At 57.5% G+C, this 25344-nt stretch carries 27 protein-coding genes and 1 tRNA gene; 12 read left to right on the top strand and 16 right to left on the bottom strand.

Annotated elements, in window-relative coordinates; translation table 11 throughout:
* Positions 1-67: 67 nt before the first annotated feature.
* On the top strand, positions 68-511 hold the full coding sequence (locus tag ACN0XM_RS14500; RefSeq protein ID WP_417567652.1) for a DUF4124 domain-containing protein: 444 nt from the start codon (positions 68-70) through the stop codon (positions 509-511).
* Positions 512-523: 12 nt separating this feature from the next.
* Here ACN0XM_RS14500 and rhtB read toward each other — a convergent pair whose 3' ends face one another.
* Together rhtB and ACN0XM_RS14490 are read right to left on the bottom strand one after the other, a co-directional pair.
* Positions 524-1144 (bottom strand): homoserine/homoserine lactone efflux protein, encoded by a 621-nt coding sequence (gene rhtB / locus ACN0XM_RS14495; protein ID WP_417567651.1) that lies wholly within the window; start codon positions 1142-1144, stop codon positions 524-526.
* Between the two features lie 3 nt (positions 1145-1147).
* A complete protein-coding gene (locus tag ACN0XM_RS14490; RefSeq protein WP_417567650.1) occupies positions 1148-2116 on the bottom strand; it encodes a calcium/sodium antiporter in 969 nt (322 codons plus the stop codon).
* Positions 2117-2313: 197 nt separating this feature from the next.
* Here ACN0XM_RS14490 and ACN0XM_RS14485 point away from each other — a divergent pair, with 197 nt between their 5' ends.
* Positions 2314-2469, top strand: coding sequence for a hypothetical protein (locus ACN0XM_RS14485; RefSeq protein WP_211285667.1), 156 nt, complete (start codon positions 2314-2316; stop codon positions 2467-2469).
* Between the two features lie 9 nt (positions 2470-2478).
* Here ACN0XM_RS14485 and ACN0XM_RS14480 read toward each other — a convergent pair whose 3' ends face one another.
* Positions 2479-3675 (bottom strand): hypothetical protein, encoded by a 1197-nt coding sequence (locus tag ACN0XM_RS14480; protein ID WP_417567649.1) that lies wholly within the window; start codon positions 3673-3675, stop codon positions 2479-2481.
* A 316-nt stretch (positions 3676-3991) separates the two neighbouring features.
* Here ACN0XM_RS14480 and ACN0XM_RS14475 point away from each other — a divergent pair, with 316 nt between their 5' ends.
* Positions 3992-4432, top strand: a complete 441-nt coding sequence (locus ACN0XM_RS14475) for a universal stress protein (protein WP_417567648.1) — start codon at positions 3992-3994, stop codon at positions 4430-4432.
* 125 nt (positions 4433-4557) lie between these two features.
* Here ACN0XM_RS14475 and ACN0XM_RS14470 read toward each other — a convergent pair.
* The 4 genes from ACN0XM_RS14470 to ACN0XM_RS14455 form a co-directional block, all read right to left on the bottom strand.
* A tRNA-Phe gene (locus ACN0XM_RS14470) sits at positions 4558-4633 on the bottom strand.
* Positions 4634-4754: 121 nt separating this feature from the next.
* Complete coding sequence (locus ACN0XM_RS14465) at positions 4755-5027, bottom strand: oxidative damage protection protein (protein WP_417567647.1); 273 nt, start codon at positions 5025-5027, stop codon at positions 4755-4757.
* Between the two features lie 75 nt (positions 5028-5102).
* Positions 5103-6170 (bottom strand): A/G-specific adenine glycosylase, encoded by a 1068-nt coding sequence (gene mutY, locus ACN0XM_RS14460; RefSeq protein WP_417567646.1) that lies wholly within the window; start codon positions 6168-6170, stop codon positions 5103-5105.
* Positions 6170-8332: an AsmA family protein gene (locus tag ACN0XM_RS14455; RefSeq protein ID WP_417567645.1), complete on the bottom strand. Its 2163-nt coding sequence runs from the start codon at positions 8330-8332 to the stop codon at positions 6170-6172. The genes mutY and ACN0XM_RS14455 overlap by 1 nt, the downstream gene beginning before the upstream one ends.
* A gap of 194 nt (positions 8333-8526) precedes the next feature.
* Here ACN0XM_RS14455 and ACN0XM_RS14450 point away from each other — a divergent pair, with 194 nt between their 5' ends.
* From ACN0XM_RS14450 to hisF, 5 genes are all read left to right on the top strand, one after another.
* Entirely contained in the window at positions 8527-8988 is a 462-nt protein-coding gene (locus tag ACN0XM_RS14450) for an SRPBCC family protein (protein ID WP_417567644.1), read from the top strand.
* A 116-nt stretch (positions 8989-9104) separates the two neighbouring features.
* Positions 9105-9698 (top strand): imidazoleglycerol-phosphate dehydratase HisB, encoded by a 594-nt coding sequence (gene hisB, locus ACN0XM_RS14445; protein WP_417567643.1) that lies wholly within the window; start codon positions 9105-9107, stop codon positions 9696-9698.
* Between the two features lie 43 nt (positions 9699-9741).
* Entirely contained in the window at positions 9742-10383 is a 642-nt protein-coding gene (gene hisH, locus ACN0XM_RS14440) for an imidazole glycerol phosphate synthase subunit HisH (protein WP_417567642.1), read from the top strand.
* Positions 10377-11114, top strand: a complete 738-nt coding sequence (gene hisA / locus ACN0XM_RS14435) for a 1-(5-phosphoribosyl)-5-[(5-phosphoribosylamino)methylideneamino]imidazole-4-carboxamide isomerase (protein WP_417567641.1) — start codon at positions 10377-10379, stop codon at positions 11112-11114. The genes hisH and hisA overlap by 7 nt, the downstream gene beginning before the upstream one ends.
* Positions 11115-11121: 7 nt before the next feature.
* The gene (gene hisF / locus ACN0XM_RS14430) at positions 11122-11895 is read left to right on the top strand and encodes an imidazole glycerol phosphate synthase subunit HisF (RefSeq protein WP_417567640.1); all 774 of its coding nucleotides are present in this window, start codon (positions 11122-11124) and stop codon (positions 11893-11895) included.
* A gap of 70 nt (positions 11896-11965) precedes the next feature.
* Here the strand turns inward: hisF and ACN0XM_RS14425 are convergent, their stop codons facing one another.
* The 4 genes from ACN0XM_RS14425 to gpmM form a co-directional block, all read right to left on the bottom strand.
* Positions 11966-12781, bottom strand: coding sequence for a divergent polysaccharide deacetylase family protein (locus ACN0XM_RS14425; RefSeq protein ID WP_417567639.1), 816 nt, complete (start codon positions 12779-12781; stop codon positions 11966-11968).
* Positions 12778-14184: a S41 family peptidase gene (locus tag ACN0XM_RS14420; RefSeq protein ID WP_417567638.1), complete on the bottom strand. Its 1407-nt coding sequence runs from the start codon at positions 14182-14184 to the stop codon at positions 12778-12780. The genes ACN0XM_RS14425 and ACN0XM_RS14420 overlap by 4 nt, the downstream gene beginning before the upstream one ends.
* Before the next feature lie 97 nt (positions 14185-14281).
* Positions 14282-15415 carry a murein hydrolase activator EnvC family protein gene (locus ACN0XM_RS14415; protein WP_417567637.1) on the bottom strand — a complete coding sequence of 378 codons (1134 nt, stop codon included), beginning with the start codon at positions 15413-15415 and terminating at the stop codon, positions 14282-14284.
* A 20-nt stretch (positions 15416-15435) separates the two neighbouring features.
* Positions 15436-16983 carry a 2,3-bisphosphoglycerate-independent phosphoglycerate mutase gene (gpmM, locus tag ACN0XM_RS14410; protein ID WP_417567729.1) on the bottom strand — a complete coding sequence of 516 codons (1548 nt, stop codon included), beginning with the start codon at positions 16981-16983 and terminating at the stop codon, positions 15436-15438.
* A 147-nt stretch (positions 16984-17130) separates the two neighbouring features.
* Between gpmM and ACN0XM_RS14405 the strand changes: the two genes are divergently transcribed.
* Positions 17131-17547: a rhodanese-like domain-containing protein gene (locus ACN0XM_RS14405; RefSeq protein WP_417567636.1), complete on the top strand. Its 417-nt coding sequence runs from the start codon at positions 17131-17133 to the stop codon at positions 17545-17547.
* Positions 17548-17701: 154 nt separating this feature from the next.
* Positions 17702-18205, top strand: a complete 504-nt coding sequence (secB, locus tag ACN0XM_RS14400) for a protein-export chaperone SecB (RefSeq protein WP_417567635.1) — start codon at positions 17702-17704, stop codon at positions 18203-18205.
* 64 nt (positions 18206-18269) lie between these two features.
* On the opposite strand, the gene trmL is transcribed toward secB, so the two are convergent.
* The 5 genes from trmL to traF all read right to left on the bottom strand — a co-directional run bounded on the left by trmL (position 18270) and on the right by traF (position 23306).
* Positions 18270-18734, bottom strand: a complete 465-nt coding sequence (trmL, locus tag ACN0XM_RS14395; RefSeq protein ID WP_417567634.1) for a tRNA (uridine(34)/cytosine(34)/5-carboxymethylaminomethyluridine(34)-2'-O)-methyltransferase TrmL — start codon at positions 18732-18734, stop codon at positions 18270-18272.
* A gap of 5 nt (positions 18735-18739) precedes the next feature.
* Complete coding sequence (locus tag ACN0XM_RS14390; protein WP_417567633.1) at positions 18740-19918, bottom strand: acetyl-CoA C-acetyltransferase; 1179 nt, start codon at positions 19916-19918, stop codon at positions 18740-18742.
* Positions 19919-20034: 116 nt separating this feature from the next.
* Positions 20035-20781 carry a pteridine reductase gene (locus ACN0XM_RS14385; protein ID WP_417567632.1) on the bottom strand — a complete coding sequence of 249 codons (747 nt, stop codon included), beginning with the start codon at positions 20779-20781 and terminating at the stop codon, positions 20035-20037.
* 9 nt (positions 20782-20790) lie between these two features.
* Positions 20791-21912 carry a multifunctional CCA tRNA nucleotidyl transferase/2'3'-cyclic phosphodiesterase/2'nucleotidase/phosphatase gene (locus ACN0XM_RS14380; protein ID WP_417567631.1) on the bottom strand — a complete coding sequence of 374 codons (1122 nt, stop codon included), beginning with the start codon at positions 21910-21912 and terminating at the stop codon, positions 20791-20793.
* A 137-nt stretch (positions 21913-22049) separates the two neighbouring features.
* Positions 22050-23306: a conjugal transfer protein TraF gene (gene traF / locus ACN0XM_RS14375; RefSeq protein WP_417567630.1), complete on the bottom strand. Its 1257-nt coding sequence runs from the start codon at positions 23304-23306 to the stop codon at positions 22050-22052.
* A 249-nt stretch (positions 23307-23555) separates the two neighbouring features.
* Between traF and ACN0XM_RS14370 the strand changes: the two genes are divergently transcribed.
* Together ACN0XM_RS14370 and ACN0XM_RS14365 are read left to right on the top strand one after the other, a co-directional pair.
* Complete coding sequence (locus ACN0XM_RS14370; RefSeq protein ID WP_417567629.1) at positions 23556-24104, top strand: LPP20 family lipoprotein; 549 nt, start codon at positions 23556-23558, stop codon at positions 24102-24104.
* Positions 24105-24113: 9 nt separating this feature from the next.
* A complete protein-coding gene (locus ACN0XM_RS14365; protein WP_417567628.1) occupies positions 24114-25340 on the top strand; it encodes a flagellar assembly protein T N-terminal domain-containing protein in 1227 nt (408 codons plus the stop codon).
* Positions 25341-25344 lie beyond the last annotated feature (4 nt).

Here is a 25344-nt window from a genome sequence, read left to right as displayed (position 1 = left end):
CCCGGTACCATCGAACTTTTCGTTATACTGCCGCACCAAATGACCGAACCACAGGGAGTGGATCCTCATGCCAAGGATACTGGCGAGTCTTGTTGTTTCTTTTGCAATCACCACTGGCGTCCAGGCCGATGTTTACACCTGGATAGACAGCCGGGGCGTGGCCCACTTCTCTGACTACCCACCCGGGGAGATTCCCCACAAGCAGATTCAGGTGCAGGCGCCTGCCACCGTGCCGATGTCTGAAAATCTCAGGCAGGAAGAGCGTGTTTCCCGGATTCGTGAGGATGTGACGGGCCTTTTGTCTGCCTCCGGCCGCCCGGATAAATCCGGAAACAGCGCCAAAGAAAGAGCCGACGCCAAGCTGGCGAAAACCTGTGGAAAGTATCGACGCAAGCTGGACCAGATTCAGTCCAGGTTACGGGCCGGCTACAGCAACGACAGGGGTAACAGCCTCAGGCGTCAGCGCCGGACCGTAAGTCAGAAACTCAGCCGGGAATGCATTCTGCGCTAATGCGCTCGCCTGCTAGGCCCGCTTGAAGCTGGCCAGCGCCACGGCGGCGGTGACGAACAGGCCGCCGAACACCCGGTTCATCTGCCGTTGGCGCCGGGCCGTGGTCATAAACCGGAACAGCTGGCTGGCCAGCAGGGCATAGCCAAGCATCACCAGGCAATCCACCAGTATCAGCGTGGTTCCCATGGTGATCAGTTGGGGGCCGTGGGGTGCGCTGGCCTCCAGGAACTGGGGAAACAGGGCAACCAGAAAGACCGTTGCCTTGGGGTTGGTAAGGTTTACAAATGTCGCGTTCCAGAACCTTTTGCGTCCGCTCACCGGCTGACGGTCATCTTCCATGGATTCCATCACCGGCTCCCGCCATTTGGAAATTCCCAGCCAGATCAGGTAGGCGACACCCAGCCACTTGATCACCGACAGGGCGATGTTCGAGGAGGCAATGATGGCGCCCAGCCCGGCACCGACCAACAGAATCTGGATGCCGAACCCCAACTGCAGGCCCATGATGGCGGGCAGTGAACGGCGAACACCGTAGCGCATGCCGTTGCTCATGGTATTGATGGCCCCGGCGCCCGGGGAAACGCTGATCAGCACGGCTGCAACCAGGAAAGTGAGCCAGGCAGTAAGTGGCATAACTTAAGCTCCTGAAAACCCTAAGAGATACACCGTATAACCCACGAAGGCAAGCAGGAGAGCCGCACCCTCCAACCGGTTAATCCGCCCTGGACGACGGAAACCATAACCCATGGCAAACAGGACCAGGGTAAGTGCTGCCATTATGGGGAAATCCCGTGAAAGGACTTCCGGCGCTACCGGCATTGGCGCAATCAGTCCGGCAATACTCACAACCGCGAGTGTGTTGAACAGGTTGGAACCGAGGATATTGCCAAGGGCCAGGTCATGCTCACCCTTGCGGGCCGCGATAATGGATGAGGCCAGCTCCGGAAGGGACGTGCCAACCGCAACAATGGTTAGCCCGATGACCAGGTCACTGATTCCGAATGCGGTCGCCAGATCCACTGCTCCCCATACCAGGATGCGGGAGCTGGCAATCAGAAGCAGCAGGCCGATAACCAGCCACAGTATTGCTCTCCGCAGGGGCATGGCGTGGGCCTTGAGCTCATCTGCCATATCATTGGCCATGGCATCTGCGGGCTGCTTGATGCCCTGGTAGATACTCCAGGCAAGCAGCGCCGCGAACACCACGATCAGGCCAATGGCGTCCACTCGGGAGAGCTCGCCGTCCCACAGCTGCCAGCCGGCAAAGGCCGTCACCAGAATCAGAATGGGCAGCTCTTTTCGCATAACTTGCGAATGCACCGCAATCGGGGCCAGCAACGCCGTGATACCGAGAATCAATGCAATGTTGGTGATGTTTGAACCGTAGGCATTGCCCAGCGCCAGCCCGGAGTTTCCCTGGGAAGCCGCCAGAGCTGAAACCGCCATCTCCGGCGCGGAGGTGCCGAAGCCCACCACAACCATACCGATCAGCAACGGCGGCATCCCGAAATGGCTGGCCGTGGTGGCTGAGCCCTCCACGAACTTGTCCGCACTCCACACCAGTAGAACCAGACCCGCAATAATTGCCCCAATGGCCATGAGCATTTCAAGAACTCCTTATCGTCAATCGCCGTCTCGGCGGCACAAGAATCGATGGTGCCACAGGTTCGGGCAATAGGTATAAATGCCCTGGTGGCGTGGGTGATATTCCGTATGTCGCCCGCGCCGAAGTATTGACGGAACCTGTTAAACTGAAAGTGGTCAACTAAATCCAATAAAACGCCAAAGGAGGCGCAACTGCCATGGCCAAAAAACGGGCAAAGCCCACGCAGGAAAGCGCCATCAAGCGCGACCTGAAAACCCCGAAGTACCAGATGCGAGTGGTTGAGGACAAAACCAGGTATAAGCGCCAGCGAGGCAAAGCCGTTCGAGCCGAGGATTTTCGCAAGGCCGCCTGATGGGTGGTTTTACGAAAATCCTTGGTGAGGGTTTGCTTCCAATTGCCGCAATAGCTCATCACGGGAACGGTCTCGGGCAACGATGTTGTCAAGCGTAATCCTACCGGCCACGATGTCTACCTCACAGGGAAAATGCTGCTCTACCAGGTAGCTCATAAAAGCGTCCCGGGCGACGGAATCGAAAGAGAGCTCCTCCGGCGCCGTTAGGTAATCTGACAGCTCTTCACGTGATCGCACTTTGGTGGCTAATTGGTCGAACGCATAGAATGCATGGCCAAGAACGAGGACTGGCTTCTCGAAAAAGAAGCTTTCAAGACCTACTGAAGAGTTAACGGTAAGCACGGCTCGAGACGCTGCAACCTGCTCGAAAGTGTCAGTTTCATTGTCCAGGATGATCCGGTGTCTCGTTGCTCCTGAGAGTCGCTCCGTAAAGGAGACGCGGGCACTCGGATGTTCCTTCACTCGCAAATGCCAGCCTTCAGGCAAACAATCTGCCGCTGTTTCCAGGTGATCAACAAAATCTTCCATCGATTTTACCCAATCCCCGTACACCGTAATTTGGCTGTCTCCGGGCACCTGGAGTGGGCAGAAAATGTACATTTGTCGGGACAGTTCGGTATCAGCCGGTCTCTGCTTTACCTTTTGCCGCCGGGAAGGTTTCCTGGCGCTCAACCCGGATCGCATTACTCGCCATGCAGTCGAATCAATAGCAGGATTCTCGGCAAGCCATCGTTGGTAAAAATCAGACCTGCGGGGCAGGCTACCGCCATAGTTGATGCCTGCGAAATCGACAGTCAACCTGCCGGGTAGAGGTGCTTCTTCAAGATAAAGCGTTGAATGGCGTTGGCGTTGTGCTGCTACGAGCGCCAGGAAACGGTGACCTTTCACCCCATTCCAGCATACTACGATTCCAGGGCGCGTAGGCTGAAGGCGCCGGTAGCACCAGTTGTATTGCCATCGCAGGAAAAGACGCTTGGCCGTATGCATCAATCCATTAATTGGGCGCTTCTGCGCGGAGAATACTGCCGAGCGTAATTCATGCTCGGAGAGAGGGGCCGAGCGCGGATCCAGTCCGACAGACTCGAACACTGTGAGCTTGCGTTGGCTTGCAAGGCCTCTCAGTATCGCTCGCACACGCTTTTTGCGAGGGTTGAAGGCAATAATGTCGGCGTTTTCAACAGAGTAGGCAATGTGATGGGTGGCCATCCGAGAACGACCTTTCCTGTTTTGGTTTCGCATATGGGCGCATTGCTCTGACTCAAGCCGACTGTTTGCATCCTGCCTAAAGCGGGTATGAAAGGATAGCATCGACCCGGCACTTGTCATAACTGCTTCCAGGCTATGTGCATGGACTTTAGAGCACAGTAATCTAAACTCAGACTGAGTAGTCAAAGGAATGAATTGAGTCCATCAGAGTTTAGAGCTCTTAAGGATTCATCCGGGGGTATGACTTACGTCAACCATCCGGCTTTCGCATCAATGGTATGTTGATTGCACATCCAACACAAAAGGAGAGGAGACCATGGCCAAAGGGACTCCGAGCATTGTGGTCGCTTGTGACGGATCAGAGCATGCGTTACATGCAGCAAAAATGGCAGCCGAACTGGCTAAAGTTACAGGTCAACCGCTCAAATTGTTAGCGGTGTTTCCGGGCACACGGTTAGAGAAACTGGTTGTCAGCGGCGTATGGCCGAGTGAGCTTGAGGAAGAGGCAAACAGTTACGGGCGCAAAGTATTCGATGGCGCGAAGGAGGCTGTGAGTGGGGTAGCAGACCCTGCGGAAGAGGTTCTTCTCAAAGGTGATCCTGCCAAGGAAATCATTGAATATATGGAAAACAATCCGGGCACTCACCTGTTTTTGGGGAGACGCGGTCATTCCCTGGTCCGTAGCCTTACTTTGGGCAGTATCAGTGAAAAGGTTGTGCGGCACGCCTCTGGACCGGTGACCGTTGTAAGCGAATAACAGCGTTTCTGCTGGCTAGAAAAAAAACCGCGACTTTGATCGCGGTTTTTTTCTGGCCCAGTACCCCACGAAAGGCCCAGACACAACAAAGCCCGCACAAGGGCGGGCTAAGTCGTTGAATCTGATGGTGCCCGGAGGCGGAATCGAACCACCGACACGGGGATTTTCAATCCCCTGCTCTACCAACTGAGCTATCCGGGCGCGTTGCGCGACTGCTGTGCAACGGGGCGCTATTAAACCGGTTTCGATGTTTTGAGTCAAGGCCGAGCCACAAAATTTTCTCATTCTTTTCAGGGTTGCTCAGGCTTTGATCAATCCGGCTTTACTGCTCTGGCGGCACGTAGCCTTCGGCCTTGTCGAAAGGCTCATTGTTGAAGAAGTGCTGCATTTGCGCCTGCAGGTATTTGCGGGTGTTCGGGTCCATCAGGCTCAGGTGTTTTTCATTGATGAGCATGGTCTGCTGGGCCTGCCATTCTTCCCAGGCCGCTTTGGATACGTTCTCGAAAATGTCCTGGCCCTTGGCGCCGGGCATGGGCGGGAAATCCAGGCCTTCCATCTCTTTCTGGTATTTGCGGCAGAATACGGTACGGCTCATGGTGGCTCCTGTTGGCAAATGTTACTGGCGGTGATGATAACAGATCGTGGCGGGTGAGGGCGCCGGTCGACCCCCTTACAGCAGGGTCGCCTGCTCAGGTTCGGTCAGCAGAGAACGAATGGGGGCGGGCAGTCCCAGGTTCAGCGCTTCCTGCCTATGTAGCCATTTCAGGTGATCCTGGTCTGCAATGCTTTTGGCGTTGCCGGTCACGTTCAGCCGGGCGGGCTGGATGTGTAGGTGGTAATGGGAGAAAGTGTGCCGAAAGCCGGTGATCAGCTCCGGCTCGCCGCAATCTATGCCCAGATTGCGCTCACAAACTTCCTGAAGTTCGTCCGCCCCGTAAGCCGGGTCCAGTTCCGGCAGACTCCAGAGGCCGCCCCATATGCCGGTGGGTGGCCGTCGCTCAAGGAGGATTCGGCCTTCGCCGTCTTCCAGGATCACCATCCAGGTGACCTTCTCCGGTTTGGTTTTTTTCGGCTTGGAGCCAGGGTAGAGGGCAGTTTCGCCTTGGGCAAAGGCGGTGCAGCCGAATTGTAGAGGACAGTTGTCGCAGGAAGGGCGGCTGCGGGTGCACACCATGGCACCCAGATCCATGATGCCCTGGGTGTAATCGCGCACCCGCTGTTCCGGAGTATGTTGCTCGGCCTTTTTCCAGAGTTGGTTCAGCACGGTGGTCTGGCCAGGCCAGCCGGGGATGGCATGATAGCGGGCCAGCACCCGTTTTACGTTGCCGTCCAGGATGGTGGCGCGAATGCCGAAGGCCTGGGCCAGTATCGCGGCTGCGGTGGAGCGACCGATGCCGGCTAAAGACTCCAGTTCTTCCTGGGTTTGGGGGAACTCACCACCGAAGTCATGAACGACCGCTTGTGCGGCTTTCTGCAGGTTCCGGGCCCGGGCGTAATAGCCAAGGCCAGACCAGTGGCTGAGCACGTCGTCTACCGGTGCCCCAGCCAGGGTGTGTACGTCCGGGAAACGTTTCATAAACGCTTCATAGTAGGGAATGACGGTGGTTACCTGGGTTTGTTGCAACATGATTTCCGAAACCCACACCCGGTAGGCAGTCCGGTTGTGGTGCCACGGCAGGTCATGCCTGCCGTGGCTGTCGTACCATTGCAGCAGTTTTTCGGCGACGCGGTCGGGCATCAGTTGAACAGGCCCTTGAGTTTGTCGCCAACCTTGTCCTGCAGCTTCTCTTTCACCTTTTCCTCGGCTTTCGTCTTGGCCTCGTCTACTTTTTCATCGACTTTGGCTTTGGCGGCGTTTTTGGCGATCGTCTGCAGGGTGTCACGGAAGCGGGAGCCATCGAAGGAGCACAGGCTGGCGGGGTCTTCCGAGAAGTTGCCACGGCATTCCACCGGTATAACAACATTTTTCACATACTCGGTCACCCGGCAGGCGTTATCCCGGTGAATCTCACCCACAATGCGAAGCCCGGCCTCGTAATCCAGCAGGCTTTGCTGCATGTCGATGGTGCCTTCGCCTTCGAGGCGCATACCTGCCAGTGAGGCCAGCAGGTCAGTGTTATTCAGGGTGTTGCCATTGATGTTGAGCGTTCCGCGCATGTCATTGAACGGTGTACTGGTACCCCAGTCTGTTGTGGTCAGCTCTTCCTGGTTGGCCAGGGCAATACCCTGGCAGGCCATCCGGGTCAGGTTCAGCCGGCGGAACTCGCCCTCTGCCAGGTTGAAGCTGATCTGGCCATCGGCATTGCTGCGCAGGGCCGAGATGCGGTTACCGGTGGTGGTGGCGTTCACCTTAAGGTTGGCGCCGCCGGCAAGCATGGTCACTTCGGCAAGATCGGCGAGCAACGGCAGGGTTTGTACATTGGTAACGTCTGAGCCCATGGTCCACTTCGGGTTGTCGCTCCGGGCATCGATGGTGACGTTGGCGCCGAAGCTTCCCTCGTAGAGTTTGCCGCTGAACTCATCCACGTTCAGGAGTCCATTCTTCGCCGTGGTGCTGGCTTTGATCTCGTTGATGGTCAGGTTGCTGACAACCAGCTGGCCAAGCCCCAGATCAATGTCCAGCAGCAGGCTTCGGAGTGTTTCCAGTGGCAACAGATCGCTTTCGGGGCCGGCTGCGGTTTCTTCCGTGGCGGGCGCCTGCTCGGCTCCGCCCTCTGCTGCGGGCGGGAGGTAGCGGTCAGCGTTCAGCTGGTCGCCCTGAAGATTGAACACGATGCCAGTATCGGCGAGGGTGTAGCTGCCCGAGCCTTGGAAGGTAGTGTCATCCAGCTTGAAGGTCAGGTCGGACAATTCCACCTTGCCGGCCGGGCCGCCAATTTTGGTGGAGAAGGCAAGCGCCTTCAGCACTTCCGGGTCGCTGGTTTCAACAGCCGGCTGGCCGAGATTGTCGAGCAGTTCCCTGAGGGAAAACTCCGCGATCGATACTTCACCACTCAGGGTCGGCTTGTCACCGAATCCGTTAACGTTTAACGACGTATTGAGTGACAGGTTGGCGAGGCTGGCTGTGAAGTCAGTCAGGGTTGCGGTCTCGGATTCGAGGTTTGCCTTGGCAGAACCGCCGAGTTCAGCCGTGACCTCTTTGCCACCGAATGGTTCGCCGGTCATATCGAATACGGCTTTCAGGCCGGATACGGCAAATTCGTTAAGCGCCTCATTGGCCGCGAGGCGAGCGCTGATGCTGCCATCGACCTCTAGAGTCGGCTTGGTGGTGGCTACCCGGAATCCGATCTCCAGTGGAAACTCGGAGCCCAGGGTAATGTTGCTGGCATTGACGGTGAAGTCCTTCAGGGTCACGGTCTGGCCCGTGGTTTTGTCGGTGTAGCTCACCTGGGCGTTGCTGATCTGAACATTTTCCACATTGAAGTTGAGAGGCTCCCCGCCGGCGCCCGTATCTTCCTGGGGCTGCATTTCCGGCGTACCCGCAGGTTGCCCGGCTGCCTCATCCGAACTCTTCTCGGGCATGACCCGGGTCCAGTTACCCACACCCTGTTCATTAACCACCAGACGAGCATCCAGACCATCGAGCAGAAAGGTGTCCACCCGCGGGGACATGGCGATCAGCGACCAGAAATCCACCTGTGCCACCAGTCTGTCCAGGGCAACCAGTCGGTCGCCCTCCAGGTTGGCTTCCACATTGTTCAGCTCCAGGCCGAGAGGAATGAAAGACCAGCCGATGTCACCCTCAAGAATCAGGTCGAGGTTGGTTTGTTTCTCAACGGCCTGTTCAATCTGAGGTTTGTAGTCGTTGGGGTCGATCACGGCCATGGCGACAGCGATGGCGGCCACGGCAAGTATGACCAACGCAGCGATGGCGATCAGCACATAACGGACGGCTTTCATAATTCAGGCTTCCTTCCTATTGTTGGGAGCTTGCAGGCATTCGTTACGAATCCTGACGCTAATTCCCTAGAGGATAACGCAGGGTTAACAAATTAACAGCGCGGGACTATGACAATGCCTTAGTGTTGGGCCAAAATACACGTCCTCAATTTTCCGACTACATTGATACCAATAAACACAATAAGGAGTTGGCTGTGGCTATTACCGTTTCGATTGAGCTGAACCGGGAACTGGAAATTCCGGGAAGCTACGATGAAGTGTTTGATTTGTTGGCGGATGTGCCACGCTCTGCCAGCCATTTTCCGAAAGTCCACCAGCTGACCGATCTTGGCGACAACGCCTACCGGTGGGAAATGGAAAAAGTGGGCGTGGACAAGCATGCCATTCAGTCTGTATATGCCTGCAAGTATCACTCAGACAAAGACGCCGGCAAAATCACCTGGCAGCCCGTTAAGGGTGAGGGAAACGGAGTTGTCAGCGGCTCCTGGGCCATTAAGCCCAAGGGTGACAACACCACTGCAGTGAAGTTCCACACCAGCGCTGAGCTTACATTACCACTTCCCAGCCTGCTGAAGCTGGCCATCAGCCCGGTGATCAAGCACGAGTTCAATGGCCTCGTGGATACCTACATGAGGAACCTCAAGAAGGCGTTCTAACCGCGCTTTGCTATCGGAGCGATTAAACCGGTTGTGGGACTCAGGCGGACATAAAAGGTATAATCGCCCGATAGATTCTTTCCGGCATTATGCCGCTCAATTGTCACGGAGTCCCCATGGCCGAACGTAAGGCTCGGGTAGAACGAAATACCCTTGAAACCCAGATAACCGTTGAGATCAACCTCGATGGCACCGGCATATCCAGCTTTGATACCGGCGTGCCCTTTCTGGAGCATATGATGGACCAGATTGCCCGTCACGGCCTGGTGGATTTGAGCATCGTTTCGAAGGGCGACCTGCATATTGATGATCACCACACAGTGGAAGACATCGGCATCACCCTGGGGCAGGCCTTCAAGCAGGCGGTGGGTGACAAAAAAGGCATCCGCCGCTATGGCCACTCCTATGTCCCCCTGGACGAAGCGCTTTCCCGTGTTGTGATTGATCTGTCCGGCCGTCCCGGCCTGATGATGGACGTGCCCTACACTCGTGGTGCGGTAGGTGGTTTCGATGTGGACCTGTTCGAGGAGTTCTTCCACGGGTTCGTGAACCACTCCATGGTGACCCTGCACATCGACAATCTGAAAGGCAAGAACACCCATCACCAGATTGAAACGGTGTTCAAGGCCTTTGGCCGCGCCCTGCGCATGGCTATTGAAATGGACGAGCGCATGGCGGGTATTACTCCCTCCACAAAAGGCTCGTTGTAAAAAAAATCGCAGCAACCGGTCACGCAAGGACACCGCAGCAACCATGAAAACCGTTGCCATTATCGACTACGGCATGGGCAATCTTCACTCTGCCAAAAAAGCGGTAGAGCACGTCGCCCCGGGCACCACCGTACTGGTCACCGACAACGCCGACAAAATCCGTGAAGCCGACCATGTGATACTCCCCGGTGTCGGCGCCATTCGCGACTGTATGGCTGAAATTCGCCGCCTGGGTGTCGACACTCTGGTTCGCGAAGTCTCGAAGGATCGCCCCTTCCTGGGCATCTGCGTGGGCATGCAGGCCCTGATGGCCCGCAGTGAGGAAAACGGTGGCGTTGACTGCATCGGCCTGTTTCCCTCGGAAGTGCGCTATTTTGGCGACCACCTGACGGAAAATGGTGAACGCCTGAAAGTGCCCCACATGGGTTGGAACCAGGTGCATCAAACCATTGATCATCCTCTGTGGCACAACATTCCGGATGCTGACCGTTTCTACTTCGTGCACAGCTTCTACGCTGAGGCTGAGGGCAATGCCGATATGGCCGGCCGCACGCGTTATGGTGTAGACCTTGCCGCCGCGGTGGCGAGAGACAACATATTTGCAGTGCAGTTCCACCCGGAGAAAAGTGCCCGGGCCGGGCTGCAGTTACTGAAGAATTTTACTGACTGGACCGGAAAATGCTGATAATCCCCGCCATTGATCTGAAAGACGGCAAATGCGTACGCCTGCGCCAGGGCCGGATGGACGACTCCACCGTCTTCGGTGACGACCCGGTAGATATGGCCACCCGGTGGGTGGATGCCGGCGCGCGCCGCCTGCACCTGGTGGACCTGAATGGCGCCTTTGCCGGTGAGCCGGTGAACGGCGAAATTGTTCAGGCCATCGCCCGCAAATACCCGGACCTGCCAATCCAGATTGGCGGCGGTATCCGCTCGGCGGAAACCATTGAGGCCTACCTTAAAGCTGGTGTGCAGTGGGTCATCATTGGCACCAAGGCCGTGAAAGAGCCAGAATTTGTCACCGATATGTGTAAGCGCTTTCCGGGCCACATCATTGTCGGTCTGGATGCCAAAGACGGACGCGTTGCTACGGACGGCTGGGCGGAAGTTTCGGAAGTGATGGCCACCGACCTGGCGAAGCGATTTGCGAATGACGGCGTAGACGCCATTGTTTACACCGACATCAGCCGTGACGGCATGATGCAGGGCGTTAACGTGGAGGCCACTGCGGCGCTGGCGGAAGAGGGCGGTATTCCCGTTATTGCGTCCGGCGGCGTGACTAACATGGACGACCTCAAGCGCCTGGCCACAGTGGCAGACAAGGGCATTCTCGGTGCCATTACTGGCCGTGCCATCTACGAAGGCACCCTGGATGTCGCCGAAGCCCAGGCCTTCTGTGACAGCCTGAAGGGGTAATAGACTTATGGCTCTGGCTAAACGCATTATTCCCTGCCTGGACGTCGACAAAGGCCGCGTTGTAAAAGGCGTTAACTTCGTGGATATCCGCGATGCCGGTGACCCGGTCGAAGTGGCTCGGCGTTACAACGAGCAGGGCGCTGATGAAATTACCTTTCTCGATATAACAGCCAGCCACGAAAGCCGTGATACCACCTACGAAACGGTCGAGCGGATGGCAGCGGAAGTGTTTATCCCGCTCACCGTGGGTGGCGGCGTGCGTACTGTGGACGATATCCGGAAGCTTTTGAATGCTGGTGCCGACAAGGTGTCGATCAATACTGCAGCGGTTTTTAATCCGGAATTTGTACGGGAAGCGGCGGAGCGTTTTGGCAGCCAGTGCATCGTAGTGGCCATTGATGCCAAGCGGGTAAGCCCGGAAGGTGAAGCGCCTCGCTGGGAGATTTTCACCCACGGGGGCCGCAAGCCAACCGGCCTGGATGCCGTTGAATGGGCCCGTAAAATGGTACAAATGGGCGCCGGGGAATTGCTGCTGACCAGCATGGATCGGGATGGTACCAAGATCGGATTCGATCTGGGCCTGACCCGGGCCATCAGCGATGCGGTGATCGTGCCGGTGATTGCCTCCGGCGGTGTCGGCGAGTTGCAGCATCTGGCGGATGGAGTGACCCAGGGCGGTGCCGATGCGGTGCTGGCGGCCTCCATTTTTCATTTTGGCCAGCACACTATTCCGGAAGCAAAGGCCTTTATGAAGGCTCAGGGCATAGAAATCCGGGAATGAATTTCGACAATGGGGTCAAATGAGGGCTTTCATCTGACCCCATGTTCATTACGCTGAACCCTCGCGAAACCTACTCTTTCTTCGCAAAAGCAGGTCGAATGGCCTGCTTCTCGCCCTCTGCAAACATCTCCCGGTTGCTGTTGCGCATGGCCCAGAGGCCGCTCACGGTCGCGATGGCTATGCCCTGCGCGTCCAGTGTCGGAAGGTGCTTTTCCAGGTAGTCCACGGTGATTTTGTGTGGATGGCCAATCCCGACGGCGCTGCCGTTTTCCCGAGCGCGTTCAATGAGCAGTTTAAACTGACTGTCAATATACTCCTCGGTTTGTTCGTGGTCGAGAAACACGTCCCGGGACAAGGTGGGGATCCGGTAAGCGGCAGCCACATCACCGGCGACTGATGAAGCAATGGTGCGGCTGTCCACAAAGTAGACCGGGTAGCGAAAGAGCTCCTTCATTACCCAGTCCATGGGCTGGAGTTGCTGCGTCAACAGGCTGCCCATGTGGTTATTCACTCCCTGTACGTGAGGAATGGACTGAAGTGCCCGCCGAAGCGTCGTTGTCATGCTCTGCTCGTCCATGTCGGGTGTCAGCCCGCCGGAGCCAAGCCCGAAGTTTCGCGTGTTGGCCATTGGGACGTGGAGCATGATTTCCTTGTTTTGCCGATAGGCAAGACGGGCAAGGACATCGGTATGCCTGCGGTATGGCAGGAAGGCGAGGGTCAGCGGCTGGTCCAGGTTGGCCAGGCGCTTGCCCTCGTGAAGGCTATGACCCATGTCATCAATAATGATGGCGATGGTAGGAGGCAGCACCTGCTTGGCTGGCTCGGCGGCCACCAGGGTGGCCGCTACCGAGAGAGCAAGCGCCAGCAGGGAGCATACGGCTTTCACTGACTGCTTCCTTCTGCCTTACCTTTGTCTTGGGGGCTCAAAATCCGGATGCCCTTGAGCAGGTTGAGAGCCGAGCGCAGCTGGTAGTCCTTGTTGACCAGGGATGTGGTCTCGTCTTCGGCCTGGGCGTTGCTGCTGTCCTGCTGCTTCTCGTTTTTACCTTCGAGGTGTCCGCTGAGGTCTGCCTCAGTAAAGAAGGGTTTGCTGTCCAGCTCCGTTAGCTCTGCCGGGCGAACTTCAATGTCCGGCTTTACGCCGGTTGCCTGGATGGAGCGGCCATTCGGCGTGTAGTAGCGTGCTGTGGTCATCTTGATGGCGTGAGTCTCATCCAGCGGAATGACTGTCTGAACACTGCCCTTGCCGAAGGACTGGGTGCCCATGATCACAGCGCGCTCATGGTCCTGCAGGGCGCCGGCCAGGATTTCGGAGGCGGAAGCGGAGCCTCCGTTAATCAGTACCACAATCGGAGTGCCTTCTATCACGTCGCCAGCTCTGGCGCTGAAGCGCAGGCGCGAACTCTGGATGCGGCCCTCGGTATAGACAATCAGCCCCTCATCAAGGAGAACGTCTGCGGATTCCACGGCCGCCTGCAGCACACCACCCGGATTGTTGCGGAGATCAATAATCAGACCGTCGAGATCCTGGCCGAGTTGGTCTTCAAGTTTGCCGAGGGCGTCTCTGAACTGAGAGCCGGTATCCGCCTGGAACTGGGTAATCCGGACATAGCCGTAGCCATTCTCAAGCATCCGGGATTTGACGCTGGTGACCTTGATGATGTCGCGCTCGACTTTGATCTCAATGGGGCCCGTTTCGCCCTCACGCATGATAGTCAGCGTGAGAGTGGTGCCTGGTTTGCCGCGCATCAGCTTGACGGCTTCTTCGAGGCTCATGCCTTTCACCGGCTTTTCATCAAGTTTGATAATCAGGTCCCCGGCCTCGACGCCAGCTTTGTCCGCCGGGGTGTCATCAATGGGCGCGATGACTTTAACGAAGCCGTTCTCTATGCCAACTTCAATGCCGAGTCCGCCAAATTCTCCGGATGTGCTTTCTTCCAGATCCTCGTAATCCTTGGGCGCTAGATAGGTAGAGTGGGGGTCCAGATCTGACAACATGCCCTTGATGGCGCTTTCAAGCAGCTGCCGATCATCCACCTCCTCTACATAGGCGTCTTTTATCCGACTGAACACCTCGGTAAATTTCCGGAGGTCTTCCAGGGGCAGTTGTTTTTCTGGGTCAGGGAGGCTGATTTCGACCCGCTCGCCATTCTGGATGCCCTCCAATAGCTGTTCGGAAGCGGTGTCTTCGTCCTGGGCCCAGGCCAGACCGGATGCGGTGGCGAAACAGGTAGCGAGTGCAATGCTGCGTAATGGAAAGGCGTGGAGTGTATTTCGGACCCGTTTCATTCACATATCCCGTTTTTATTCCGATAGTTGGACTGGTTTCCCTGACTCTGGACAGTATGGCGCTACCCGGAGCGTTTGTCAGCCCTCCTGCAGGTTGTCAGTTTGCCAGCCACCGGCCCGGATTGTCGGGTTTTCCGTTGTGCCGAACCTCAAAATACAGGGCCGGGGAATCCGTGCCGCCGGTGCGACCTGCCAGAGCAATGGGTTCGCCAGCTGCCACCCAGTCTCCGGGGCTGGTAAACAGACTGCTGCTATGGCCATAGAGTGTCATGTAGCCGTCTCCGTGATCAATGATGGTGATCAGGCCGAAGCCGCGAAGCCAATTGGCAAAGACCACCCGGCCATAATGAATCGCGCGTATTTCCGCTTCTTCCCCGGTGCGGATGAGAAGGCCGTTGCGCCGCAATTTGCCATCGGCGTAGCTGTCTCCGTAGCCGCTGAGGACCTTCCCCTGTGCCGGCCAGGGCAGCTTGTCCCGCAGTGAAGCGAAGGGCTGTGATTCATTGGGTGAGGGAATGTTATTGATCGCCTGCTGAACTTCCTCAAGCAGTTTTTCCAGCCGTTTGCGGTCGGATGCCAGTTCATCCCGTTCGCTGAGTCGATTCTTGATGTCGGAGTTGAGTGATGCGAGGGTCTGCTGCCGTTGTTCTCTGGATGCCGCCAATTCCTGCTGGCGCCTAGCCACGTTTTCTTCCGTTTGGGTCAGTTCTACCTGTGTTGCCTGCACCGCGGCCCGGGTGTTTTTGAGTTCCTGCAGGCTTTCTCTGAACGCCTCAAGGCGGGTGACCGTATCCTTGCTCAGATACTCGTAGTAAGTCATGGTCCGGGCAATCCTGTCCGGATCGATCTCATTCAGCAGAACTTTTACCGCTGGCGCATCGCCCTCCATCCAGGCAGCCCGGATCTGCTTCTTCAGGCTCTCCCGTTGCCGGTCCAGGGTACGGGTAAGCTCCTGTTCTTCTTTTTGCAGTTCTTTGAGTCGCTGTCGCTGTTGCTCCACCTGCTGGCGCAGGGCTCGGCGCTCCCGGGTCAGGCGGCTGATGGTGCGTTCGGTCGCGGCAAGCTGCTGCTCCTGGGCGGAGCGATCGTCCTCGGCATCTGCCAGCCAGTCATCGATGTCCTCAATACGTTCCTTGAGTTCTTCGATCTGGGCCGGGGTGACCTCTTGCTGGGCGAGCACCGGCGCTGCACTTAGGGCAAGGGTCAGCGCCAGGATCCTGGAAAGTCGCAAGGGTTGGGTCCGCGCCGGGATCAACCGATCTTAACCAGGCTGTGCCCGGTCATTTCTTTCGGCGGCTCCAACCCCATCAGCGCCAACAGCGAGGGCGCAACGTCGCTCAGGCTGCCGTCGTTGCTCAGGGTAACCTTGCGGTGGCCAGTGTAAACCAGGGGTACCGGGCCGAGGGTGTGGGCGGTATGAACCTGGCCGGAATTCGGATCGGTCATCTGCTCGCAGTTGCCATGGTCGGCCGTAATCAAGGCTTCGCCGCCAACCTCATCAAGCGCTTCAACCACACGTTTTACGCACTCATCGAGGCACTCCGCGGCCTTGATGGCAGCATCCAGCTTGCCAGTATGACCAACCATGTCGCCGTTGGCGTAGTTGCAGACAATCAGGTCGTATTTGCCACTCTTGATGGCCTCCACCAATTTATCCGTCACTTCCGGCGCGCTCATTTCCGGTTGCAGGTCGTAGGTGGCAACCTTTGGCGAAGGCACCAGAATCCGGTCTTCGCCATCGAACGGTGTTTCCAGACCGCCGTTAAAGAAGAAGGTGACGTGGGCGTATTTCTCGGTTTCCGCTATCCGGAGCTGGGTCTTGCCCAGGCTGGCCATGTATTCGCCGAGACCGTTGGAAAGCTGCTCCGGAGGGTAGGCGCAGGAGGCTTTGATGTCCGCCGCGTACTCGGTCAGCATCACAAAATCCGCGAGTTCGGGGTGTTTGCGACGTTCAAATCCGTCAAAGTCGTTTTCCACGAAAGTTCGAGTCATTTCCCGGGCACGGTCGGCGCGGAAATTCATGAACAGAACCGTATCGCCGTCACTGATGGTGCCTTCCGGCTCTCCCGGTGCGCGAATGCGAGTGGGCATCACGAATTCGTCGTTCTCGCCGCGCTCGTAGGCCTGTTCCAGGCCAGCAACCGGGTCGGCGGCGGTGAATTCTGCGGTGCCCTGGGTCATCAGGTTGTAGGCAGCTTCAACGCGATCCCAACGGTTATCACGGTCCATGGCGTAGTAGCGGCCAACGATGGAGGCGACACGGCCAACACCAAGGTGTTGCAACTTGGCGGCTGCTTTTTCCAGGGAGGCTTTGGCACTGCGGGGCGGCATGTCCCGGCCGTCCAGGAAGGCATGTAGGTAAACTTCCTTCGCGCCACGAGCGGCGGCCAGTTCGGCAGCGGCGAGAATGTGATCTTCATGGCTATGCACGCCACCCGGAGACAGCAGCCCCATCAGGTGAACGGCGCGACCACTCTGAACGGCTTTATCGATGGCTGAGCAAAGCACTTCGTTGCTCTGGAAAGTGCCTTCTGCCAAATCCTTGTCGATCCGGGTCAGGCTCTGATAGACCACGCGTCCTGCGCCGAGGTTCATGTGGCCGACTTCCGAGTTACCCATCTGCCCCTGGGGCAGGCCAACAAACATGCCTGAGGTGTTGATCAGGGTCTTTGGCTGAGTTTGCCAGAGCTTGTCCCAAAACGGGGTGTTGGCGTTGCTGATGGCGTTGTCGTCAGCCGGGTCACGGTAGCCCCAGCCGTCCAGGATAATCAGTGCAGTGGGCTTGCGCATTGCAGTCATCATTCAATCCGGAGGTAAAATGTTAGTAAGTTTACTAAAGCGAAAATGGAATTAATCTATTCTCGCATTTACTGGCCAGTTTCGTCACCTTCTGTCCGGGGAGCAGGCTGTGTATAATCCCGCCAAACTCATCATCAGGGTAAATTCATGGACCGGTTGTTTGAATTTGTCGTTAATCACTACATTCTTGTGTCGCTGTTTGCGGCATTACTGGTCGCGATTCTTTTTCTGGAGTCCCGTCGTGGCGGTGCCAAGATCTCGGCCCAGGGGGCAGTCAACCTCATTAACAGGGATGAGGCTGTTGTGGTGGACATCCGGGACCGGAAGGAATTCGGTGAGGGCCGCATTACCGGTTCCATCAACATTCCGCTGAACAGCCTCAAGAGCCGGGTTGCCGAGCTGAACAAGTTCAAGGACAAGCAGATTATCGTTGCTGACAAGATGGGCCAGCATTCAGCGATGGCAGTCAAACAGCTGAACGCCGAAGGCTTCAGCAATGTTGTGCGTCTCAACGGTGGCGTCTCGGACTGGAAGGCCAGCAATCTTCCGCTTGTGAAGAAATAAGGCGGCTCTTGATCTGAAGGTCAAACTGCCGCACTGTTTCACATAAGCTGGCGTAGCGTCGACGTAAACTGTTCCGGCAGCAGACTCAATAACGCTCCATAGCGCTCCATAACAACGGGCCCCTAGCCCATGATCGAGAACGAAAGGATTGAACATGGCTGAGAATCAGCAAGCCGCAGCAGGCAGTGACAACCAGAACCAACCCCAGTTTTCCCTTCAGCGCATCTATGTGAAGGATCTGTCTTTTGAATCACCCAATTCACCGGTGATGTTTCAGGAGCAGTGGAAACCGCAGGTAAGCCTGGACCTGAACACTTCCCACAACAAGGTCAGCGACAACCAGTATGAGGTCGTGCTTTCCCTGACCGTCACCGCGAAAGTGGGCGAGAAGGTTGCCTACATCGTCGAGATCCAGCAGGGTGGGGTGTTCCTGGTTCAGGGCATTGAAGGCCCGCAGCTGGGGCAGATGCTGGGCGCCTACTGCCCGACTATTCTGTTCCCATATGCCCGCGAAGCGATTGACGGCGTCGTCAACAAGGGCAGCTTCCCGGCCCTGATGCTGGCGCCGGTGAACTTTGATGCCATCTACGCCCAGGCTCTGAAGCGCAAGCAGGAAGAAGCTGCGGGTGAGGCAAAGGAAGAGCCGCAGACTCACTGAGCCTGACTCTTCTCGATAAAAAAAACCGGCGCGCGCCGGTTTTTTTATGCATCTTGTCCCAGTTTTAGACCGCCCCATTGAATCCCAGTTGTCGCCAGGCTTCGTAAACGACCAGCGCTGCCGTGTTGGAAAGGTTCAGGCTGCGGCTTTCCGGGCGCATAGGAACCCTGAGCCTGTGTTCCGGGAGCAGGGATTCCCGGATTTCAGCAGGCAGGCCTCGCGTTTCCGGGCCGAACATCAGGAAGTCGCCATCCTGATAGGTCATCTCATGGTAATGCCGGCTGCCTTTGGTGGTCAGCCCGAACAGCCGTTGAGGCTGCTCGCTATCCAGAAAGCTCTGGTAGTCCTTGTGGACCTTCACTCGGGCGTACTCACTATAATCCAGCCCGGCTCGCCGCATCTGCTTGTCTTCCAGGTTAAAACCCAGAGGTTCGATCAGATGCAGCTGGCAGCCGGTGTTGGCACATAGCCGGATGATATTGCCGGTATTGGGCGGTATCTCCGGCTCGTACAGCACCAGGTTGAGCATGCAGACTAGCGCTCAACGGCCAGGGCGACACCCATGCCGCCGCCGATGCACAGGGTGGCGAGGCCCTTGTGGGCATCCCGCCGCACCATTTCATGGAGCAGGGAGACCAGGATACGGCAGCCGGAGGCGCCGATCGGATGGCCCAGGGCGATGGCGCCGCCATTGACGTTCACCTTGCCAGTATCCCAGCCCAGATCCCGATTCACCGAAATGGCCTGAGCCGCGAAGGCTTCGTTGGCTTCCACCAGGTCCAGGTCGTCAACGCTCCAGCCGGCCAGCTTCAGGCAGCGCTGGCTGGCGGGAATCGGTCCCGTGCCCATGATGGTCGGATCCACACCGGCGTTGGCGTGTGCCCTGATGGTGGCCAGTGGTGTCAGCCCCAGTTCTTTGGCCTTGTCGGCGCTGCACACCAGAACGGCAGCAGCACCGTCGTTCAGTGAGGATGCGTTGCCAGCGGTGACAGTACCGTCTTTCTTGAACGCCGGGCGCAGTTTTCCGAGGCCTTCGGCGGAAACGCCCTCTCGGGGACCTTCGTCCTGGTCAACGACAATCGGGTCGCCTTTGCGTTGGGGGATGGAGACCGGAACGATCTGACCGTCGAAATAACCGGCTGTGCGGGCGGCGACGGCTTTCTGCTGGGAAGCCGCGGCGAACTCGTCCTGCTCTTCCCGGCTGATGCCGTACTTCTCCACGATGTTCTCTGCGGTAACCCCCATGTGGTAATCATTGAAGGCATCCCAGAGGCCGTCGTTGATCATGGTATCCACCATGGACCAGTTGCCCATGCGCTGCCCATTGCGGCTGTTGGGTAATACGTGGGGGGCTTGGCTCATGCTTTCCTGGCCGCCGGCGATCATCATTTCGGCATCGCCGCAGCGAATGGCCTGAACCGCCATGTGGACCGCCTTCAGGCCGGAACCACAGACCTTGTTGATGGTCATGGCGGGCACCGATGCCGGAATGCCGGCGTTGATGGCGGACTGGCGAGCCGGGTTCTGGCCGCAGCCCGCCGTCAGGACCTGGCCAAGAACCACTTCGTTGATCTGGTCGCCGGCAACGCCGGTTTCCTCCAGCAGGGCCTTTATGACGGCGGTACCGAGCTGGTCTGCGCGCAGGCTGGAGAGACCTCCGCCAAAGGTCCCGATGGCTGTACGGCGGGCGGCAACAATAACGACATCACGCATGGAAATTCTCCGGATCAGAGTCGCACGAAAGTGTAACCGTCGTGCAGGCAGTATTGAAAACTGGCTGCATTGTATCCGGAAAGCGATGGTTGGCCAAAGGTAGCCCCGGTGAGGCGCTACATGTTCAGGCTGCGGCCGCCGTCAACAGCTACGATTTGTCCGGTAATGAACGGTGCGTCGCAGATCAGGAAAGCGATGGTTCGTGCGATGTCGTCCGGGTGTCCAGTACGGGCGAGCGGGGTCTTGTCGAGAATCGCCTGCTGGGAATCTTTGTCTATGTCGCTGTCACCCTCCGGCCAGAGAATGGCTCCCGGCGAAACGCCGTTCACCCGCACCTCCGGCGCGAGGTCTTTTGCCCAGGAGCGGGTCAGGGCGGCCAGGCCCGCCTTGCTGGCACAGTACAGCGGGTGGTCCGCAAGAGGCCTCTCACTGTAGATGTCTATCATATTGACCACGCTGCCGCCGTTGTTTCGCAGGGTCGGAAGGCAGGCCTTAAGGAGAAAGAAAGGGGCCCGGAGATTTGTGTTTAGCACGGTGTTCCAGTCCCCCTCCGTAACTGCCTCCGTCGGGTTGGGGTAGAACACTGAGGCATTGTTTACCAGTGCGTCAAGCCGACCCCAGCGGGCAGTGGTTTCCTGTGCCAGTCGTTCCACATCGGCAGTCAGGCTGAGATCTGCCTGAACCGAGTGAGCGGAATCCGGGCGCTCCCGGTTGAGGTCCTCAACCAGTGCCCGTGCCTGCTCTTCCCTGCTTCGGTAATGAATCACCAGATTCCAGCCTCGTTGATGAAGCGTTTTCGCCGTTTGTGCTCCCAAGCGATGAGCTGAGCCGGTGATCAGTACGACGGGAACAGTGGATGTCATGGCAACTCCTCAGTGATCGTCTCGGGTTACGGTGTCGACAATGCGTTTCAGGCGTTCGCTGCGGATGGCCTCCCCCAGTGCTTTGCCTTTGTAGCCCTGAGCCAGAAGAGCTTTCGGGTCGACGCCGCTCGCGGCATAGGACGCTGTTTGAAGCATTTTCAGGCTGTCCCCTTCATCCGGGAGTGCGCACCGGATAACGCTGAGCAGCTGTGTAAAGCGCTCGGGGCGGCGCCAGAAATCCGCCTGGTCGAGCAGGTCCAGCAATGCGTCGCCATCGGGATTCTGTGGATCCATTTTCCGCAGCTGAGGTACAAATGCTGTGGCCAGGCGCGTGAGATTCTGGCAGTCATTGGATGCCTTCAGAGCCTTTGCCCGGGCGATGGCGGCGTTCTCCCCAAGAGGCGAAAGCAAGGCAGCGAAGCGTTCTTCCGTGCTGGTGTCAGGCTCTTCATGGATGCACAGAAGTGCCTTCATTGCCGGCTGGAAAACCTCCGCCGAATCGAGTTCCGGAATCAGCACGGAAAGCGCGCCACTGTCCCTCAGGACCTCAAAGAACCCGTCCGGGGCTCGCTCATGCAATGCCCGCTGCAGTTCCTGCCAGACCCGTTCTGGCACCAGATGGTCGACTTCACCCTCGTCGACCATCTTGCGCATTAGAGCCATGGTCTGGTCGCACACGGTAAATCCCAGGGGCCGGAACCGTGCTGCAAACCGGGCTGTACGCAAGACTCGCAAAGGGTCTTCGGCAAAGGCTTCGGATACGTGGCGAAGTTTTCTGGCTTTGATGTCCGTCTGGCCATGGAAGGGGTCCACCAGAGCTCCGTCTTCGGTCTTGGCCATGGCATTGATGGTCAAGTCCCGGCGTTGGAGATCTTCTTCCAGGGTGACATCCGGCGCGCTGTAAACCGTGAAACCATGGTAGCCGCGCCCCTGTTTTCGCTCCGTGCGGGCCAGCGCATATTCCTCACGGGTTTCCGGGTGCAGGAAGACCGGAAAATCCGCGCCAACCTGTTTGAAGCCTTTGGCGAGCATGTCTTCCGGGGTTGCCCCTACCACGACCCAGTCCCGGTCCTTCACCTCAAGGCCGAGTAATTCATCGCGGACGGCACCGCCAACCAGATAGGCTTGCATAGGAATTCTGATTCCTTTCGGGAAGAGTATCGGGGGATTATCCGGTTCCGGGGGAAGGCAGGCAAACCTGTGACGGACTGGCGAACAAAAAAAGCCCGACCGGGCAATCCCGGTCGGGCTTTTTCAGCCGGAGGGAGTCAGAATGCGGTGCCAATCTCCAAAGCTGCGCCGACATCGGCATCGCTGTAAAGAGCACCAAGATCGAGGCGGGCGCCAAGAATGTTCAGGCCGACACCCGCGGTGAATTGGGTTGATTCCTCAACGCCGTCGTTGTCCTCATTGCTGGCCAGGTTATGACGAACCCCGATACGCAACTGGGCATAGCGGAAGGCATCGAATTCCGCGCCCAGGGCCAGCCATTGCGTATCGTCCTCAAAGCCAAAAGCTTCTTTCTTGGTGAGATCAATTTCCGCAGTGACCACATGGAACTCGCTCTTGTGGGCAATGCCGGCGGTCGCCATCGGGTTGAGTTCGAGTGTGCGGATTTTTTCGCCCAGCAGTGGTCGGCTGGCGGCGGAGTCCAGTTCCATGGGGATGAGGTTTTTAACGACGATCCCGGCATTCCACTGTTGCTCTTCGCCGAAAGCGTAGGTCGCACCGATATCCAGGTTGAAGCCGCTCTTGTCGGTCTGGTACTGATCGCCATCGAACTCGTCGTCTTCGAAGCCTGAAATTGTCTCGGTATACTGAAACGTCTGTAGGTTTACATACTTGGGTGAAACACCAAGCTGCATGCGCTGACCATTGGATAATTCGAACTCCCGCGCGAAGCTGACGCCAACCTCGGTAACGGCAGAGGCGAGAATCTTGCCGCGGGATTGCAGTGTATCCGTGACGCCCGGTGCTGCCAGTGCTCCGTTTTCAATAGCTGCGAGGATGGCGTCGTCGTTCGGGTCGTACTCGCCCCGAACGGTCGCGGTCAGGTTGCCGTTGGTGAAAACGCCCACTGACAACTGCTTGCCGGGGAAGGCAATCGACAGTCCGAGGCCGGCGTTAACACGGGCGGTATCCTGATCAAAGGCCTGCAACTGGTAGCGGAGCTTTCCGGCCTGGTTCTCTGCTTCTGTCTGGTTCAGGTTGTTGATGGCTTGTTCGAAGTCATCAATGGTGTCCTGAATATCATCAACTTGATCAACGGTATCTTCTTCATCGGCAACCTGGGCGTTGACAGACAGCAGTTGCAGGCCGAAATCGTCAGCCCAGTCATGGTGATTGCCGGCCATCAGGGCGGGGTTGGTTGCTGCCGCATCGGAGGGGTGCGCAACCGCAACGCCGGTGCCGCCCATGGCAAAAGATCGGGCAGACATAAATGACTGCGGGCTTGCCAGTGCCGCAGTGGTGGCAATGGACAGGCCAATGGCCACAGAGAGCTTGGTCAGACGAGTTCCGATCATGAAAAATCCTGTTGGGTAAAAATGCAAAATAGATATTAAGTGGCTGAGAGGTTAATGCAGAACCCTGTCCGGTACATGACACAAGGGGTAACGGTTTGTTTTCGATGTGTAAACGGAGGCAGGTTTTTGCCGCATGGCACGTCCAGGTGTGAGAATTCGGAGCCCGTTATGCGAAATATCAGACGGTTAGCAAAACTGGCGTAATTCTTTCATGCTAACCCGGAAATGACGTTTTTTTGGAGAGAAGCAATGACCCCTCGCTGGATACTCATCCCTCTGTTGGCAGCCAGTCTTGCCGCCTGTGCGCCGGTTGGCGGTTACCGGGTCGATGATGGTAATCAATCCCGGGATGACACGAAGCTGGAGCCAATCACTGTTAGAGTCAGCGGCCTGGGAACCTATGAGGATGTCGGGGCAGACCGGTCAGACACCCGTAAGCGTCTGATGGCCCGGCGGGCTTCGCAGCTGGATGCCTACCGGAACCTGGTTGAAAGAGTATACGGAACCGTGGTTTATGGCAGTTCCACCGTCAATGACTTCGTTTTGCGCAATGACACGTTTCGAACCTATGTTGACAGCTACCTCCGCGGCGCCAAGTTGGTCGCCGTCAACGAGCACAGCGACGGGGTTTTTGAGACGGTTATGGAGCTGAAACTGGAACCCCGGTTCCGGGCCTGTGTTGCCAAGGTAGCCGATGATCAGGTTAGAGACCTTTGCCCGATCCCCATGCCCCAAGAGAATGACAGTATCGGCGATGTGCAGAGCAAGGGCGTCGATTCCCTGTATTACCTTGAGTGATAGAAAGTTATGAAGCGTTTGTCGTCACTGCGTTTGTCATCATTAATAGTATTGTGCGCTCTGGCTCTGCCGCTGGTGTTTGTCACCGGGGCGCAGGCGGTGGTTCTCGAAGGTGTGGGCCACGCCAATATCTCCAACGGGGATCTTGAGGCCGCCCGCGCCGAGGCCCGCAAGGCGGCCATCCGTGATTTGTCGCTGCAGTACGAAGCACGGGTGAGCACCCAGGACACCATGGAGAATGGTGTTATCACGGAGTCGCAGGTTCGCCTGGCCTCCAGCACGCGAGCCAGAAATGTGCGGATTGTTGACGAGTACCAAAGCGGCAACCTGCTGCGGGTGGTGGTGCGGGGAGATATTAGTGAGAGTCGAGGCCAGTGCGGTGCGGGTGAAGCGAGCCGGCTGAAAAAGCGGGTCGCGGTTACAGGTTTTCCGGTCCTTTACCCGGACCAGACCCGCATCGGGAGTATTGGCGATGCCGGCGAAATCTTGCCGCAACAGCTCCAGCAGCGGTTGATGGAGCAAGGTGGTTTTCAGGTCTTTGGTGCCACCACATCACGGATGTTTACCGACCTTCTGAATGCACCCACGGTTCAGCAGGGCAATAACCAGCTGACCAATGTGTTGCAGGTGGCTCGTGAAATGGGGGTTCAGTTTGTTGTAACGGGGGTTATCCGGGATCTGGGCGTGGCAGATCCTTCTGCCTGGGGAACGTCGGTTTTGGATCGGATGCAGCGGGGTATTGGCACGGTGGATCAGCAACGTCGGTTTGCTGCAGATCTTGTCGTCTATGATGGATTCAGCGGTTCCCCGGTCTATCAGCAAAGGTTCGCCATCTCGGCGGACTGGAATGCAGGCCCCGGCAGCTCAGTTGGCTTCGGATCGGAAGGTTTCCAGAAGACCGCCTATGGACAGTCTGTGGCTGGCGTCATTGACGAAATGGCGACAGCAATCACCACGGCATTGGCGTGTCAGCCCTTTATTACCCGTATAGCACGGGTGGACGGGCATTCTGTGACGCTGGAGTCCGGCGCAACGGCAGGGCTCCGGCCTGGTGACGAATTGCAGCTTTACCGGAGTGCCGGTTATCTGGATTCGCCTGGCGCCACCCCGGAACTCACGGACAGCCGGCTCTCAGTGACCCTGGACAGGGTTCAGCCCCAGTCCAGCCGGGGAACCATGCCCCAGCTGGGTGGTATCGTGAATATTCAGAGGGATGATGTCGCCATCCTGTGGTAGGCGG

Origin of the sequence: Marinobacter sp. (genome assembly GCF_048269445.1) — a bacterium.
Lineage (GTDB): Bacteria > Pseudomonadota > Gammaproteobacteria > Pseudomonadales > Oleiphilaceae > Marinobacter.
The sequence above is the reverse complement of the archived record's forward strand: the minus strand, read 5'-3'. Positions and strand labels throughout refer to the sequence as shown.